This is a genomic window from Nocardia sp. NPDC004168 (assembly GCF_040610355.1).
Taxonomy (GTDB): domain Bacteria; phylum Actinomycetota; class Actinomycetes; order Mycobacteriales; family Mycobacteriaceae; genus Nocardia; species Nocardia sichangensis.
The window spans coordinates 290,662-306,130 of sequence record NZ_JBEXME010000007.1; the positions used below are offsets into that span (position 1 = coordinate 290,662).

The 15,469-nt window shown below is 67.4% G+C and carries 13 protein-coding genes and 1 pseudogene; 5 read left to right on the forward strand and 9 right to left on the reverse strand.

The features are described 5' to 3' along the window. The first annotated feature begins 194 nt into the window (after positions 1-194). Complete coding sequence (locus ABZW96_RS16840) at positions 195-1,997, forward strand: CocE/NonD family hydrolase (protein WP_355075487.1); 1,803 nt, start codon at positions 195-197, stop codon at positions 1,995-1,997. An 86-nt stretch (positions 1,998-2,083) separates the two neighbouring features. On the opposite strand, the gene ABZW96_RS16845 is transcribed toward ABZW96_RS16840, so the two are convergent. Further along, positions 2,084-2,818 carry a 2OG-Fe dioxygenase family protein gene (locus ABZW96_RS16845; RefSeq protein WP_355075489.1) on the reverse strand — a complete coding sequence of 245 codons (735 nt, stop codon included), beginning with the start codon at positions 2,816-2,818 and terminating at the stop codon, positions 2,084-2,086. A gap of 9 nt (positions 2,819-2,827) precedes the next feature. Beyond that, positions 2,828-2,964: pseudogene (locus ABZW96_RS16850) on the reverse strand (SDR family NAD(P)-dependent oxidoreductase); the annotation flags it as partial. Positions 2,965-3,029: 65 nt separating this feature from the next. Here ABZW96_RS16850 and ABZW96_RS16855 point away from each other — a divergent pair. The 3 genes from ABZW96_RS16855 (at position 3,030) to ABZW96_RS16865 (ending at position 5,832) form a co-directional block, all read left to right on the forward strand. Further along, entirely contained in the window at positions 3,030-3,713 is a 684-nt protein-coding gene (locus ABZW96_RS16855) for a TetR/AcrR family transcriptional regulator (protein WP_355075491.1), read from the forward strand. A 164-nt stretch (positions 3,714-3,877) separates the two neighbouring features. Then, on the forward strand, positions 3,878-5,173 hold the full coding sequence (locus ABZW96_RS16860) for an FAD-binding domain-containing protein (RefSeq protein WP_355075493.1): 1,296 nt from the start codon (positions 3,878-3,880) through the stop codon (positions 5,171-5,173). 95 nt (positions 5,174-5,268) lie between these two features. Beyond that, the gene (locus tag ABZW96_RS16865) at positions 5,269-5,832 is read left to right on the forward strand and encodes a hemerythrin domain-containing protein (RefSeq protein WP_355075494.1); all 564 of its coding nucleotides are present in this window, start codon (positions 5,269-5,271) and stop codon (positions 5,830-5,832) included. A 106-nt stretch (positions 5,833-5,938) separates the two neighbouring features. Here ABZW96_RS16865 and ABZW96_RS16870 read toward each other — a convergent pair whose 3' ends face one another. Beyond that, the gene (locus ABZW96_RS16870; RefSeq protein WP_355075495.1) at positions 5,939-6,829 is read right to left on the reverse strand and encodes a manganese catalase family protein; all 891 of its coding nucleotides are present in this window, start codon (positions 6,827-6,829) and stop codon (positions 5,939-5,941) included. Positions 6,830-6,978: 149 nt separating this feature from the next. After that, positions 6,979-8,604: a glycoside hydrolase family 13 protein gene (locus ABZW96_RS16875; protein ID WP_355075496.1), complete on the reverse strand. Its 1,626-nt coding sequence runs from the start codon at positions 8,602-8,604 to the stop codon at positions 6,979-6,981. A 155-nt stretch (positions 8,605-8,759) separates the two neighbouring features. Here ABZW96_RS16875 and ABZW96_RS16880 point away from each other — a divergent pair, with 155 nt between their 5' ends. Beyond that, entirely contained in the window at positions 8,760-9,587 is an 828-nt protein-coding gene (locus tag ABZW96_RS16880; protein WP_355075497.1) for an SDR family oxidoreductase, read from the forward strand. Between the two features lie 81 nt (positions 9,588-9,668). Here ABZW96_RS16880 and ABZW96_RS16885 read toward each other — a convergent pair whose 3' ends face one another. The 5 genes from ABZW96_RS16885 to ABZW96_RS16905 all read right to left on the reverse strand — a co-directional run bounded on the left by ABZW96_RS16885 (position 9,669) and on the right by ABZW96_RS16905 (position 15,451). Further along, positions 9,669-11,018, reverse strand: coding sequence for a family 1 glycosylhydrolase (locus ABZW96_RS16885; RefSeq protein WP_355075499.1), 1,350 nt, complete (start codon positions 11,016-11,018; stop codon positions 9,669-9,671). A gap of 133 nt (positions 11,019-11,151) precedes the next feature. After that, positions 11,152-11,733 carry a TerD family protein gene (locus ABZW96_RS16890; protein WP_355075501.1) on the reverse strand — a complete coding sequence of 194 codons (582 nt, stop codon included), beginning with the start codon at positions 11,731-11,733 and terminating at the stop codon, positions 11,152-11,154. Positions 11,734-11,856: 123 nt separating this feature from the next. Then, entirely contained in the window at positions 11,857-12,780 is a 924-nt protein-coding gene (locus ABZW96_RS16895) for a phytoene/squalene synthase family protein (RefSeq protein WP_355075503.1), read from the reverse strand. An 11-nt stretch (positions 12,781-12,791) separates the two neighbouring features. After that, positions 12,792-14,324 carry a phytoene desaturase family protein gene (gene crtI, locus ABZW96_RS16900; protein WP_355075505.1) on the reverse strand — a complete coding sequence of 511 codons (1,533 nt, stop codon included), beginning with the start codon at positions 14,322-14,324 and terminating at the stop codon, positions 12,792-12,794. Positions 14,325-14,341: 17 nt separating this feature from the next. After that, entirely contained in the window at positions 14,342-15,451 is a 1,110-nt protein-coding gene (locus ABZW96_RS16905) for a polyprenyl synthetase family protein (RefSeq protein WP_355075558.1), read from the reverse strand. Between the last annotated feature and the right edge of the window lie 18 nt (positions 15,452-15,469).

Sequence of the window (15,469 nt, forward strand, 5' to 3'; positions counted from 1 at the left end):
GTTTGCGCGGATGGTGCCCGGGCCGTTCGCGATGGTCGCGGCGGATAGTCGAATCTTGCAATGTTTCCGCTGGTCAACGGTCTATTGCGAACGGGAAACGCATTGTCGGATCTGGCGAGATCGGATCATGTGTCATGTCACGCTGCTGCGGTCCGCAGTTCCGTAGCAACTGGCAGGAAGGATCGATGACGCCGATGTCACAAGGAGATCCGATCGTCGGGACCACGTCCGAACAGCTCGCCCGGATCGCAGTCCAGGGGCCCTGGGACGCCCAAGGGCAGGTGCGCCCGGAAGCGGTGCAGTTCGCGTCGAACTTGGTGAGCGCCGTGCGTAAGCGCAGTGGCAAGGGGCTGGTGCCCGATGACGTGGACGACCTGGTGAACCGGGCGCTGAACGTCGCCGTGCCGACGTTCCCGCGCATCGAAGGGGCGGGCGGGATCGGTCTGTCGGCGCACATGCTGCGTCAGACCACCACCCGGCCGTGCCCGCTGGTGGTCTTCCCCGCCGGGTGGACACCCGTCGGCTGGCCCTTGTTCGAGTACGCCTATCTCACCCTCGCGTGGAAGGGCTATCACGTGCTGGCCTACACGCCGCGCGGAATCGGCTGGACCGCCACACCGGGAACGAACCTGCCGTGGTTCGGCACGTCCGAAGGCACCGTCGATGTCGCTGGTCCATGGGATCGGGCCGACGGCAAGAAGGTGCTCGACTACGCGATAGACGAACTCGCCCCCAGCGGCATCGCCTTCATGGGTGAGTCCTATGGCTCGGGCATCAGTCAGCTCGTGGCCGCGCACGATGACCGGGTCGACGTCGTCGTCGCGCTGAGTACCTGGGGCAACCTCGCCACCAGTCTGTACGACAACGGCACCCGCCATCTGAAGGCCGTCGAGGCACTGATCGGCCTGACCGGTGGCGAGCAGGCGGAGAAGTTCGACGAAGAAGCATTGGAGATCCTGGCGAAGTTCGCCGAGGGTGTGGACATGAATCCGGTTGTCGAGTGGGGCACCGAACGCGCACCGGAACGCTATGTCGGCTCCCGTGATATTCCGACCTTCTTCTCGAATACCTGGCACGAGGGGCTTTTCCCGGTGAACCAGGTGCTGGAGACCTTCGAGAAGCTTCCGCGCCCGAAACGGCTGAACATGTGGATCGGCGACCACGCGGCGCCGGAAGGCCCCGGCCTGATCGCTCCACCCATGCCCGGTGCGGGCCCGAACGAGCCACTGCGCGAGGCATACGCCTGGCTCGATCACTACCTGAAGGACGAGGACAACGGCGTCGACGCGTGGCCGGAGATCAGCAATCAGGTCATGTTCACCTACGTGACCACTCCAGGCGCCGGGAACGGCAAGAACGTGATCGTCGAACCGGCGCGGCGCGAGGAGAAGGCCTCGTGGGCGGACGTCACCACCGATACGGAAGTGCTGGTCTTGACCGATGAGCGTGAGGGCGGCGACGGTGTGCTGACCCCCGATTCCACGGGCGGTTGGCAACGCAGTTTCACGGTGGGCGAGGAGCCCGAGGTCGTCGCCATGGACAAGCTCATGACGACGGGCCAGGAGGAGTGGTCGGGCAATCCCAAGGTCTACCGGATCGATGAGATCGACCGCGGTCATGCCCTCGTCTGGTCGACGGGGCCGCTGCTCGCAGCACGAGGCGGCGTCGCCAGGCAGATCCGCGGGATCCCGCGGTTGCAAGTGACCATCGACAGCACCCACGAGTCCGCGACGGTGGTCGCCTATCTGCTCGATGTCGACGAGAACGGCTCGGCGAGAATCATCACCCACGAACCGAAGACGACGGAGTCCGGTCTGCCCGCGACCGTTTCGTGGGAGCTGCAAGCAGCCGCCTACGATCTCCCCGACGGCCATCGGTTGATGCTCGTCCTCGACGGCATGGATCCGCTGTATTCCAGCGCGAACAAGGTCGGTTCGACGATCACCGTCAGTGCACCGGATGGCGCCCCGTCCTGCCTGGAGTTGCCGCTCGGCTGACCGTTGCGCGTGGCCCGGGCAGGCAAACCATCCGGGCCACGCCATGGTCGACGACGGATCGGGCCATGACCACGATTCGGCGGTCCTCAGCCCGGCGCGAACGTCACCACCAAGACATCGCGATAGGCGGGGCGGCTCCGATCCACCGGACGCACCGGCGAAACACTGTGCAAGGTGCGGCGGTCATCGCCGAGCAGCAGCGTTCCCGGCCGATCGAGGGTGGTCCGCAGCAGTCGTCGTCCGCTCGGATCGAACACCGAACTCGCGCCGCCCAGGGCATTCTGCCGTCCAACCAGAAGCGAGGAGACCAAGGTGACGCCGTCGCGGTGGCGGCCTTCCGGTGTAGGCAGGCCGTCCGCGTCCGCCGAGGCGATGACCCGGAAGGGATGTACTTTCGCGCTCCACCGCGCCGGGCCGTCCAGCGCCGTCGCCAATCGCGCGAGCAGTCGCAGCACCGCCACGAAAACAGGGTCGGTCACGAATGCGTCGGTCAAGGGCTCGAAAGTGCGGTCCACGCCGATATAGAGCGGGTTGGATTCCTCGGGCTGCACGAACGAATCCGACGACAGCAGGCCGATGCGACCGGCCGAACCGGTGAGCGAGAACCGGCCGTACCGGCGCAGCCTGCGCGTGCCACGGGCGTCGGCGTAGACGTCCGGGTGCAAGTCTTCCCAGTGTCGGCGAAATCGTTCCCAGTCGGCCGGCTCCAGGTCGAGGCTCGCGGTCGTGACGTCAGCGGGCAGGAGGTGCACGCCGTCGGCGACCAAGGCGTCGCTCGCGGTCCGTTGTACCTGCTCCGCCGTCTGCCCTTCCGGATTCAACGGACGTGGGGCCGGGTGGGCGCGGAGATGGCGTCGTCCTCCGCCGCGATCACGACGTCGTGGTCGTGTTCGGTGAACCGCCGGGCCAGTTCCAAACCGATACCGCTGGAGGCTCCCGTGACGAGTGCGAGTGGTGTGTCGGTCATGTGCTGGGGCTACCCAGTGAAGCCGCACCCATACCCGGGTCCGACCGGCTCGGTAGTCTGCAGGGGTGTCCGCCGCGCCCGCCGACGCTGACGCACCGATCGTTCCGGTGCGAGACGGAGTGTTCTTCACACTTCCCGCCGCGTTGCCGCGGGGGCGCCACAATCTGGGGCGGGAGCAGGTGATGGCGGCGCAGCGGGAACGGTTGCTGGTCGCCGTGACCGAACTGCTCGCCGCCCGCGGTTACGCCGGATTCGGTCCCACCGATGTCGCCAAGCGGGCCGGAGTGTCCTTGGCGGCGTTCTACGACGCTTTCGCCAACAAGGACGAGTGCGTATTCGCGGGCTACGACCGCTTCATCCAAGTGCTGCTGACCCAGCTGACCGCCGCGGACCTCAAGGGCCGGGATCGCAGATCCATCGTCGCCGACGCCCTCGGCCAGTACCTCGGCTCCCTGCAGAACGACCTGGTCGTAGCGCGGGCCTACCAGGTGGAGATCGACGGGCTCGGGCCGGCCGCCCGGCGACGCAGGCGCAAGTCGATCCGGCTGTTCGCCGAGTACATCCGCGGTCTGGTGCAGAGCGCCAGCGGGAATCGGCAGCCACTGTTGTCCGTCACCGCGTACATGGGCGTCGTCTACGCCGTACGCCAGCTCACCGCCGATGCGCTCGACGAGTCGGGTGAGCCGGATCTGACCGCACTGAGCGCCGACCTGGAGCCCTGGCTCACCGATCTGTTCCGCGAACACTGATCCGGCGCGCGGCCGCGAGCCCGACTTGACATGACAGCCGCCGTCGCGCAGCATTGGCGTAAAGCTCGTTACTTCGATACCGCCCGCATCGGCGTGGCACGCCGCCGAATGTCCGATTCGCCGTCGTCGATCCCGCGACGGATGCCTGTCGTCGAAAACCTCGAATGGCCGTAACAATCGCACTCTTCACCCGTGACCTGCGCGTCCACGACAACCCGGCCTTGTTGGCCGCCGTACACGAGGGCGCGGCAGTGGTTCCGCTGTTCGTCGTCGACGACCGGCTCGTCGGCAGCACTCGCCCGGCCGCCAACAAACTGCGTTTCCTCTCCGCCGCGCTGGCCGAACTCGATGCCGAGCTTCGCTGCGCCGGTGGGCAACTGGTGATTCGGCACGGTGACTACGTCGAGGCGGTGGATCGGGTGGCGGCACAGGTGCACGCCGACAGCGTCCACATCGCCGAGGACGTCACCTGGTACAACCGATGCCGACTTCGGGCACTGGGCGAACGGCTGGCGCGGCGCAGCTGCCTGCTGCACACCCATCCCGCCACCCTCACCGCCGTGGATCCCGCCGATTGCGGACCGTATCGGCCGGACGACGAGGTTCCGGACTTCGCGACCTATTTTCGCCGATGGTTGTCGGCGCCGAAGCGACGACCGCTGGAAAAGCCCACGGAATTGATCGTTCCTCGCATCGAAAGTGATCCCGTGCCGAGATTCGACGAACTCGGCGACGCGGCCGTTTCACCGCAGTTGGCGGTCGGAGGCGAGATCACGGGTCGTGCGCTGTGGCGAGGCTGCACCGCCGACCGGCGACAACCACGCGGCCGGTCCAAGGGTGACCTCACGGGCGAGGGATGCTCCCGGCTGTCGCCGTACCTGCATTTCGGTTGCCTGTCGGCCGCCGAAATGGCGTACCACACCGACATGGCGACGCCGGATGGCCGCGCTTTCGTCCGGCAGCTCGCTCGGCGCGACTTCCATCTCCAGTTCCTCGTCGCCCGGGCCGATCTCGCGCGGTCCGGCGCTGGTACGGATGTGCGGCAGGCGCACGATCCGGTCGTCGTCGGCGCCTGGCGCGACGGCCGCACCGGATACCCGATCGTCGACGCGGGCATGCGGCAGCTGGCCGCGCAAGGGTGGATGCCGGAGCGGGCACGGGTGATCGCCGCCAGTTTCCTCACCACGACACTGCAGGTGGACTGGCGGGTCGGCGCCGAGCATTTCCGCCGGTGGCTGCTCGACGACGCGGCGAGCGACCGCTTCACCTGGCAGCAGGCGGGCCGTTTCGACCCGAGAGCGGTCGGCACCGCCGAACGCTACGACCCCGAGGGGAACTACGTGCGGCGTTGGATACCGGAACTGGCTTCCCTGCCGGGTTCGGAGATCCATCGCCCGTGGTGCCACAGCGTGCCGCCCTCGGTATATCCCGCTCCCATCGCGGGCAGCGCGAGCACGTAACCGGCCTGCCGGGCGGTTTCACGTGCTCGCTGCCGGGTACCGCGGCGACGGACGTAATTCGTCAGTCCGTCCCGATTGCCCGAGGGAGGTCAACCATGGCAACCACGATCGACTCGACCACCGACGCCGTCGATTTCCTCATCGACCAGCACGGCCGGATCCGGCAACTGTTCATCGAGACCGCCGACACCTCCGACCCTGTTGAGCGCGAAAGCAAGTTCTTCGAATTGCGACGCCTGCTCGCCGTGCACGAGACCGCCGAAGAAGAGATCATTCACCCGCGCGCCCGGCGTGAACTGGGCGATGGCGCGTCTGTCGTCGACGCGCGGCTGGAAGAGGAGAACAAGGCGAAAAAGCAGCTCGCCGAAATGGAGTCGCTCGACATCAGCTCGATGGAATTCCAGGTGAGACTGGCCAAGCTGCGCGAAGCGGTGCTGGCCCATGCCGACCATGAGGAACGCGAGGAATTCAACCGGCTGCGCGAGGAACTCGACGACGAGACGCTGCGACGACTGCGCAAGACCGTCGAGCTCGCGGAGGCGATGGCGCCGACCCGGCCGCATCCCGGCGTGGAATCCGCCGCCGCGAACGTTCTGGTCGGCCCGTTCGCCGCGATGATGGATCGTGCCAAAGACATGATCAGCAAGCCGCGGCATTGATCCGTGCGGCAGTGCAAGACGCGCGGCGCGCGGCACCTGGTGCCGCGCGCCGCGTCGCTCAACGCCTGAACAGCCGTGTTCCGTTCCGGGCGCAGGCGTGGGGGAGTCAGTCCGGTATGTGTGATTCGTGGGTGAACGGTTTGGTGCCGTGCACCGCGGGCTCGCCTTGCGGGTTGGTCTGCGCGCCATGGTTCACGCGGTCGTCGGAATCGAGCCATTCGCTGACCGGATTGTCGATGTAGCGCCATTCCGTGCCCGAGGGCCACGGCCCCTGCCCTTCGTTCCATGGGCCGCGGGCGCTCGCGGAGCCGTTGGACATGTTGAAGGCCACGTTCTGGAACCGATCGTCGCCGGGCAGTGCTCCGGGCGGGAAGTTGACCGGCAATTCGTTCAGCGCCGCGGTGAACTGCTGGAAGTGTGCGATCTCGCGGGTCATCAGGAACGAAAGCGTGTCCTGCACGCCGGGATCGTCGGTGAACTGCTTGAGATATTCGTACACGATCTTGGCGCGCGACTCCGCCGCGAGGTTGCTGCGCAGATCGACCGAGGGCTCACCGTTGGCGTCGACGTACGACCCCGACCAGGGCACGCCCGCGGAGTCCTTGACGACGGGTCCGCCGCCGCTGAGCGCGAAGTACAAGGGGTTCACCGCGACCTGATGGATCACCTGGTCACGTCCGCCGGGCGTCGCCACCATCGGCATCCAGTCGCACCGCTCGTTGGCTTGCTTCAAATCGTCGTTGAGCCCGTCGAGCAACATGGTGATCATCGCGCCGACGATTTCGAGATGGCTGAGTTCCTCCGTGGCGATGTCCATGAACAGGTCATAGGTTTTCGGGTGCTTGCCACGCAGCATGAACGCTTGGTTGAAATATTGCATGGCGGCCTTCAATTCGCCGTTGGCGCCGCCGAACTGCTCTTGCAGCAGGGTCGCGAAACGCGGATCGGGACGGTCGACGCGAACTTCGAACTGGAGATCCTTGTTATGGGTGAACATCGCTCTCCTTACCAATATGGTCGGCTGACGAGATGGCTTCTACTGCCTAACCCAGCGCACGACGAGCAAGAGACGCGTTGCTTGTTCGGTGGCGACGATACGGGTTCGAATTGCCGGTCGTGCGCAGCGACACGAGGGGCGACCATGCCCTACCCCACGCCGGGGACCTCCAGCCAGGCCGCGCTGTCGGCGGGCAGGACGCTGTCCTGCAAAGGCTCGCTGGACAACAACAGCCGCTCGTGCCTGGGCAGCGTGGTCGGCGCGTTCGAAACGTTCACGATGCACACCAGGCCGGGAGAGCGTCGGAGAAGCAGAACACCCGGCGCACTGGGCAGCCAGGACCAAGAGCCCTCCCCGAGTGCGGGATGGTCCCGGCGCAGACGCAGCGCCCGGTGATAGAGGTCGAGCATCGAATCCGGTTCCCGCTTCTGCAATTCGGCGGTCAGCGACACCCAGCGCTGTGGCTGCGGCAGCCAGGGACGGGTGTCGACCGGGCCGAATCCGAATGGCGGCCGGAATCCGCTCCACGGCAGTGGCACACGGCACCCGTCGCGGCCGCGGGCGGTGTGGCCGGAGCGCTCCCAAGTCGGATCCTGTAGCACCTCTGGCGGGAGATCTTCGACCTCCTCCAAGCCGAGTTCCTCGCCCTGATAGAGGTAGGCGCTGCCGGGGAGCGCGAGCATCAGCAGCAGCGCCGCCCTGGCGCGGCGACGACCCAGCCCGACATCGACGGGACCGTGCGGTTCGTGCTGTGAACCGCCGCCGCGGGTGGAGGCCCGCCCGTAGCGGGTCACATGCCTGGTGATGTCGTGGTTGGACAACACCCACGTGGGTGGCGCGCCCACCGCGTCCAACGCCTCGGTCGTGCAGTCGACCACGGCACGCAGCGCGTCGGCATGCCAGGAGCACCGCAGAAAGTCGAAGTTGAATGCCGTGTGCAGTTCGTCGGGACGCACGTAGCAGGCGAGGCGCTCGGGTTTGGCCACCCACGCTTCGGCGACGAAGACCCGATCCGGCCCATAGGAATCCGCGATCTTGCGCCAGCCGCGATAGATCTCGTGTACCTCCTGCCGGTCCCAGTGCGGATGGTCGGTCCGATCCGGCGGCTCCATCATGTCCTCGTGATCGGTTTCGATATCCGGTAGATCGGGGTGTTTGACCAAACCGTGCGCCACGTCGATGCGGAAGCCGTCCACGCCCCGATCCAGCCAGAAACGCAGGATCGACTCGAACTCGGCACGGACGTCCGGGTGCTCCCAGTCCAGGTCCGGCTGGTGGGCGTCGAACAGGTGCAGATACCACTGCCCGTCCGCCACTCGGGTCCACGCAGGGCCACCGAACACACTCCGCCAATTGTTCGGCGGACCGCCGGAGGACGCGCCGTGCCGGAAGAGGTAACGGGCTCGCTCCGGCGAGTCCGGCCCGGCCGCCAGTGCCTGCTGAAACCAAGGATGCTGATCCGAGGTGTGGTTGGGGACCAGATCCACGATGATGCGCATATCCTGCGCGTGTACCTCGGCGATCAGCTCTTCGGCCTCCGCGAGCGTGCCGAACCGGTAGTCGATGTCGCGGTAGTCGGAGACGTCATATCCTCCGTCCGCCATCGGCGACGGATACCAGGGCGTAACCCATATCGCGTCCACTCCGAGGTCGCGCAAATAGGTCAGTCGAGACCGGATACCGGCGATGTCGCCGAGGCCGTCGCCGTTGCCGTCGCCGAAACTGCGGATGTAGATCTGATAGATCACGGCATCGCGCCACCAGGGAGCAGTCATCGTGGCACCCTCCTCTCGGCTCGTTCCAGGGCGGTTACCCGCGATCGGAATCCTCGTAACGTCGCGTCGGCGCTACGAGGTCGAGGAGGAATCGTCACGCGCGGGGTGGCGGCGGGAGGCGGTGTGGTCCGTGCCCGCGCGGGTAGTCGCTGGACATGGCTACCACAGCTCCACTACCGGAAGAACGAGCAGGCACGCCGCGGCGAGCCGTGGTGACCGGGGGAGACTCCGGAATCGGTGCTTCGATCGCCGTCGCGCTCGCGGCGGGCGGGACCGATGTCGGGCTGACGTTCCACAGCGACCAGCGCGGCGCGGAAAGCACCGCGACGCAGGTGCGCGAACAGGGCAGGACCGCCGCCGTGCGCCGTCTCGACTTGGCGGCCCCGTCGTCCGCCGGGTCGGTGATCGACGAACTCGCCGACGAACTCGGTGGCCTCGATGTGCTGGTGAACTGCGCGGGTACCGGGTCAGCGCGGAAGGCGATGGACATGGACTTCGACACCTGGCGGCACGTGCTGTCGGTCGACCTCGACGGCGCGTTCGTCTGTTCCCAGCGCGCGGCCGGACATATGATCGCCGCGGGCAACGGGGGCAGGATCATCAACATCACCAGCGTGCACGAACACGTTCCCCGGGTGGGCGCCGCACCGTACTGCGCGGCCAAAGCAGGGCTCGGCGCACTGACGAAAGTGTTGGCGCTGGAACTCGCCGAATACGACATCACCGTCAATTCGGTCGCGCCGGGGGAGATTTCGACACCGATGACCGGCCAGGAAGACGTCGATCCCCGAGCGCAGTCGCGTCCCGGCGTGCCGCTGGGCCGAACGGGGCACGCGAAGGAGGTCGCTGCCGTCGTGGCGTTTCTCGCCGCACCGGAGGCGAGCTATGTCACCGGCGCGTCCTACGTGGTAGACGGCGGCATGCTTCTGATGGGCCCGCAGGCCAGCACCTTGTTGACCGACGAGAAATGGCGCACGCCGTGACCACGGATCCGGTTACTTCGTGTCGTCGCGGGGCGATGCGCTGAGCTCGAGCAGACCGTCGACCAGGGTGCGCGCGTCCGTCTATCGCTCCGCTACCGGAGTCATGCAGCTGGCCGGGGGATCGACGAACAAGCAGAGGGCCGGACCGCGGGTAGGACGGTAGCCGTCGGGCACTCCGCCCGCGTCGATGACCTGCGTGTAGGCGCCGACGGCGTCGGTGGGGCGGCGGGTGAGGGAGGAGTCGGTACGCACGTCCACGGTGTAGAGGCCGAAACGGGGCGTGTAACTTCCCCATTCGTAGTTGTCGGTGAGGCTCCAATAGTTGTAGCCCATGATGTTCATGCCGTCGGCCTTGGCGCGCTGGATCCAATAGACGGTGTCGCGAAGGTGATCGCCGCGAACATAGCCATCGGCGCGTGGACGGCCGTCTTCGGTCGGCATCCCGTTCTCGACGACGTAGAGCGGTTTACCGGGCAGCCGGCGCGAATAGTATTGCAGCGCATAGTAGATGCCTTCGGTGCGCAACGGCAGCTCCCAGATGTGCGGTCCGGGCAGCGTGGGCATCGCCGAACCGCTGGCCCGCAGGATGGACTCGATCAGCGACTGCGCGGGGTCGAAGGCGAAGTAGTAGTCGACACCCACGTAGTCGAGCCGATCGGCGATGCGGTCCATCAGCGGGCCGTTCACCTGCGCCTCCGAACCGGCGACGTAACCCATGTTGCTGGTCACCTGTGCGCCCGGCTGCTTCTGGTGGATGTAGTCGTAGCTGGCATTGTGTGCCTGCGCGACCCGCTCGAGCATTTCGCCGGCATCCGCGGCGCCGTGGCGGACCTCGTGCATGATGTAGGCGACGGGCTCGTTCACGGTGACCCACAACGGGTTGCGTGCCGCGTAGCGGTCCACGACGTTGCGCATGTTGGCCAGCCAATCCTCGACCATGCGGGGATTGCGCCAGCCCCCTCGGTCGGCGGCCCAGCCGGGATACACCCAGTGGTCGAGCGTGATCATCGGTCGCATACCGGCCCGCTCGACGCTCGAGATCACCGCGTCGTAGAAGCGGAAGGCGCCTTCGTCCCACACTCCCGGCGCGGGTTGCACTCGGGCCCATTCGATCCCGATCCGGAACACCCGCACGCCCAGGTCCGCCGCGAGCTGGATGTCGGAGGCATAGCGGCCGTAGAAGTCGACGGAATCGCCGAGGGCGTCGTAGCCAGGCGTCGCGCCGACGTATCGGGTCCAATTGCTGTCCGGCGCATGACCTTCGGACTGGAAGCCGGAGGTCGATACGCCCCACAGGAAGTCTCCGCCCAGCGCCGGTAGGCCGGCGACCGGCTGTATCGGCGGGATGGCCGCGGATTGCGTGGCGAGAAGCAGGGTGGATGCCGCGGCGGCGAGCGCGGCCAGGACGTACCGACGGAACCGAGATCGCATCGACCCAGAGTAACTGGGTGCTGTCCACTGATTGCCGGAATCCGCTTATCGCAGCGATTCGAAGACGTGGACACTTGTTGCGATCGGTTTGCGGGTGGGCCACGCGGACCGCGACGCGTGGCACCCGCAGGTGCTATTGCATGGCGAAGCGCAACAGCGCCTGCATGTCGCCCTGCTTGATCTTGCCTTGGCGATTGAGGACTTCCAGCTGCCACACAGCGCCGTTGCGGAAGGCGCGAGCGACCGCGTTGGCGTTGTCGGTGCCGAGCAGCGAGGGCCAGATGTCGGCGACTTGCTGGCTGTTGCCGCCGGTGGCGTCGTAGATCTTGAAGGAGATGTTGTTCGCCTTGTCGAAAGAACTGCCCTTCTTGAAGGCGGCCGCGACGAAGACGATGGCGTCGATCGCGGTGGGGACGTCGGCGAAGGTGACGTGGATGGTCTCGTCGTCACCGGAAGCGGCGCCGGTCTGCTCGTCACCGGTGTGCGCGACCGAGCCGTTGCCCAACGGGTCCAGCGAATCGAGTCCCGCGAAGCGCACCGGGTCGTTGCCCTGCATGAGGACCGCGATCAGATCGAGGTCGACACCGCGTTTGCGGCGTGCCCAGCCGAGTGCGCCGCCGCTCGTTCCGGACGACGGATCCCAGCTCACTCCCACACTCAATTTCGTGATACCCGCGAGGTCCGCGGCACCGTCTTCTTTTCTGAGCGTAATCACGACATCAGGATACTGACGACCAGCCGCCGCGCTCGGGACAACGAATCCGTCTCCGGGACAGGCAGGTCCGCACCGGGTGGTGGAAGTCCATCGCGCGACGCGGCACCGTTGTCGCCGCAGCGATCACCGGCCCGCTCGGCGTGCCCACCACGCCTCGACCAGGCCGGTCGCGCCGACTCGCGCTCGCCGCCGGTTCGGCACGGCGGCGCGGTGATCGAACACCGCGAAGTCGCTGTCCTCGATGCGGTCGAGGATCTCCGAGTACAGCGTCGTCGCCGTCGCGACGCAGGGGCGCGAACGGCGGTGCAGCAGGGCGATTCCGGCAGCGGCGAAGCGGTAGATGTCGCGAGTGCGGGCGATTTGCGCCGCCAGCGCGCTGCGTACCCGGGGCTCGGTACGCCGCCGGGACACGCACCAGCGCAAGAGATCGCGATCGACGTCGAACGCGGCCAGTTCGTCGGCGGGTAGGTACACCCGGTCACGCAGCAGGTCTTCGCCGACATCCCGCAGGAAGTTGGTCAGCTGGAATGCCTTGCCGAGCGCGGCGGCATACGGCGCGGCCGCATCGGCGCGAGTGGCGCCCAGGATCGGCAACAACTGCAATCCGATCACTTCGGCCGACCCGTAGACGTAGGTGTCGAGGGCGGCGCGATCGGGATAGTCGGTCACGGTCAAATCCATCCGCATCGATGTGAGGAAGGCGTCGAACAGCTCCGCTGGAATGCGATAGCGATCGGCAGTGTCCAGAACCGCCGGGAGAACGGCGTCGGTGTCGGCGGCGCGGTCGCGGAAACGGCCCGCGAGTTCCTCGAGCCGCCGGGCACGTTCGGCGATATCGAGACGCGGGTCGAACTCGTCGAGGATGTCGTCGGCTCGGCGGGCGAATCCGTATAGGGCGTGGACCGCGGGGCGCTGATCCGGTGCGAGCAAACGGGTCGCGAGGAAGAAGGTCTTTCCATGGCGTGCGTTGAGCCGGCGGCAGTACCGGTAGGACCGGTGCAGTCGCTGGTCGCTGAGCCGGGTGGTGTCGAGGTCGGTGCGGGTCATCTCGATTCCGATCACAGTTGTCGATCGATGCGGCTGGTGGCGAACGCGGCGCCGATGCGGCGCGGCCGCACGGGCTGGAGGCCGCTGATGCGATCCGCGGCCAGTCGGCCGGAGATCAGCACCGGCGGGATCCCCACCCCCGGCACGGTAGAGCCGCCGGCCAATACGGCATTGTCGACACCGCGGATCATGTTGGCCGGTCGGAACGGACCGGTTTGGGCGAACGTATGCGCCAGCGCGAACGGGCTCCCGGCGAGCATGCCGCGGCGCGCCCAGTCGGCCGGTGTGTCCACGCGCAGTATCTCGGCATCGCCGAAGACCGAGCCGAGACGATCCTGAGCGACCTCGAGTAGTTGCTCGGCATAGCTGGCTCCCGCCCGCTCCCAATCGATTCGGCCGCGTTCCAGGTTCGGCACCGGGGCGAGCACATACAGCAGGTCCCGTCCGGGCGGAGCCGTAGACGGATCGGTAGCCGAGGGACGGGTGACCAGCAGCGAAGGATCGCGCATCACCTGCCCGCGGACGACGATGTCGTGGAACGACTCCTCCCAGGCGGCGCCGAACAGCAGATTGTGGTGCGCTATCCCGGCCGTGGGCGCACACCCCAGATGGACGATCACCGCCGATGGCGCGGAGGTCAGCGGCACCGGTCGACGTGGTGTGCGCGCGATCATGCGATAGGCCTCGTGCAGTTCGGTCGTCAATACCACTGCGTCGCACGAGATTCGGTCGCCGTCGTCGGTGCGTACCCCGGTGATCCGCGAGCCCGTGCGCTCCAGGGCGGTCACGGTGGTGCCATAACGGAATCGGACACCGGCCTCGGTCGCCGCGGCGGCCAGCGCCTCGGGGAGCGCACGCATCCCACCGCGCGGAAAGAACACACCGCCGACGGTGTCCATGTAGGCGATGACCGCGTAGGCGGCCCGCGCCCGGCTGGGCGCGACGCCCGCGTACAGCGATTGAAAGGTGAAGACACGCCGCAATTCCGGGTCGGGAATGTAGCGCGCGACGGCGCGATCCCAGCGGCCGAAACCACCCAAGGCGATCAGCCGGGCGAGAGCGGGGGTCACCATGGACAGCGGTGAGTCGAAGTTCGCCGCGATGAACCGGTCCATCTCGGCTCGGTACAAGCGGGTCAGCCAACGCCGCAGGCGGCGATAGCCGTCGGCCTGGTCGGCGCCGGCGAACCGGCGGATCTCCGCTTCCATCCGCGCGGCGTCGGTGTGTACCTCCAGCCAACGGCCTCCGGCGAAATGTGCCCGATACGCCGGTTCCACGGGCGCCAACTGCAAATAGTCAGCGCTGCGCGCCCCGGCGGCCGCGAAGACGCTTTCGACGATATCGGGCATGGTCAGAACCGTCGGGCCGGTGTCGAGGCGATAACCTGCCGGATCGGCCTGCCCGGCGCGGCCGCCCGGTACGGCTTCGCGTTCCACGACGATCACTTCGCGGGAGCGGCCTGCCAAATGCAGGGCCGCGGACAATCCCGCGAGCCCGGCTCCGACGACCACCACCCGGTCGGTCGGGCCTTCGACGGTGCGCATCGAGGAAAACCTCCCGGTCAGGCAACGCGTTCGGTGCATGCGGTGGCCATGTGCTTCAGTGTCGCGCGCATCGGTGCGCTGAAATTCGCTGTGTGCAAAGCGTTTTCGGCGCAAGCGAGCAAGTCGGCGATCATCGTCTCGATCCTCTCGGGCGCCCCGGACTCGATGATCAGCATCCTGGCGCGGTCGACCTCCGCGGGACCGAGGTGGAGCCGATGGAGGAGCCGGGACAATTCGGTTCGGGCCGAGGGGGCCGCCATTTCGCGTGCGAGGACCACGACGCTGGTCGCGGTGCGTTCCCCGAGATCGCCGTCCGCGGGTTTGCCGGTCACGGCCTGCGACCCGAAGATGCCCAGAATGTCGTCACGCAACTGGAATGCCTCGCCGACCGCGGCGCCGTACCGGCCGAGCGCGTCCAGGACGGCCGCATCGCAGCCCGCCATCGCGGCGCCCATCTCCAACGGGCATCGCACCGTGTAGTTGCCGGACTTGACCCGTGCGATCGCCAGGACCGAGGCCAGCGCGGGCTCGGTGCGCGCGTCGTTGAGCAGATCCGCGAACTGGCCTGTCGCGAGTTCCACCCGCATGTTGTCGTAGCGCGGCCACGCGTGCGCGAGCGCGGACTCGGCGAGCCCGCTTTCGCGGAGCATCTGCTCCGCCCACACCAGGCACATGTCCCCGAGCAGGATCGCCGCGGACTCGCCGTACCTGGTGGAAGAGCCGGGCGCGCCGATGCCGCGGTGCGCCCTGGCGAACCGGACATGTGCGGACGGGGCGCCGCGTCGCGTCGCGGACCGGTCCATGACGTCGTCCTGGAGCAACGCGAACGCGTGCAGCAGTTCCAGACCGGCGGCCGCTCGCAGCGCTGCCGGATCGTCCGGTCCGCCGCACAGCCAGCCGAGGTACATGAACGTCGACCGCAAGCACTTCCCGCCTGTGGCGTATTGCCGCAGAACGTCGTGTGCGCCGAGGCGATGAAGCGGCGCGGGGCATGCCCGCAGGAGGAAATCTTCCAGCTCGCCGAGTACTGCCCACCGCACCGCTTCCCGCCACTGCGAGAAGGGGGCGGCTCCCAGTGCCGGGATGCCGCCGACCGGTTCGGTCGCTGTCGATTCGGACCACGTGATGCTCATTCCCGATCCCCT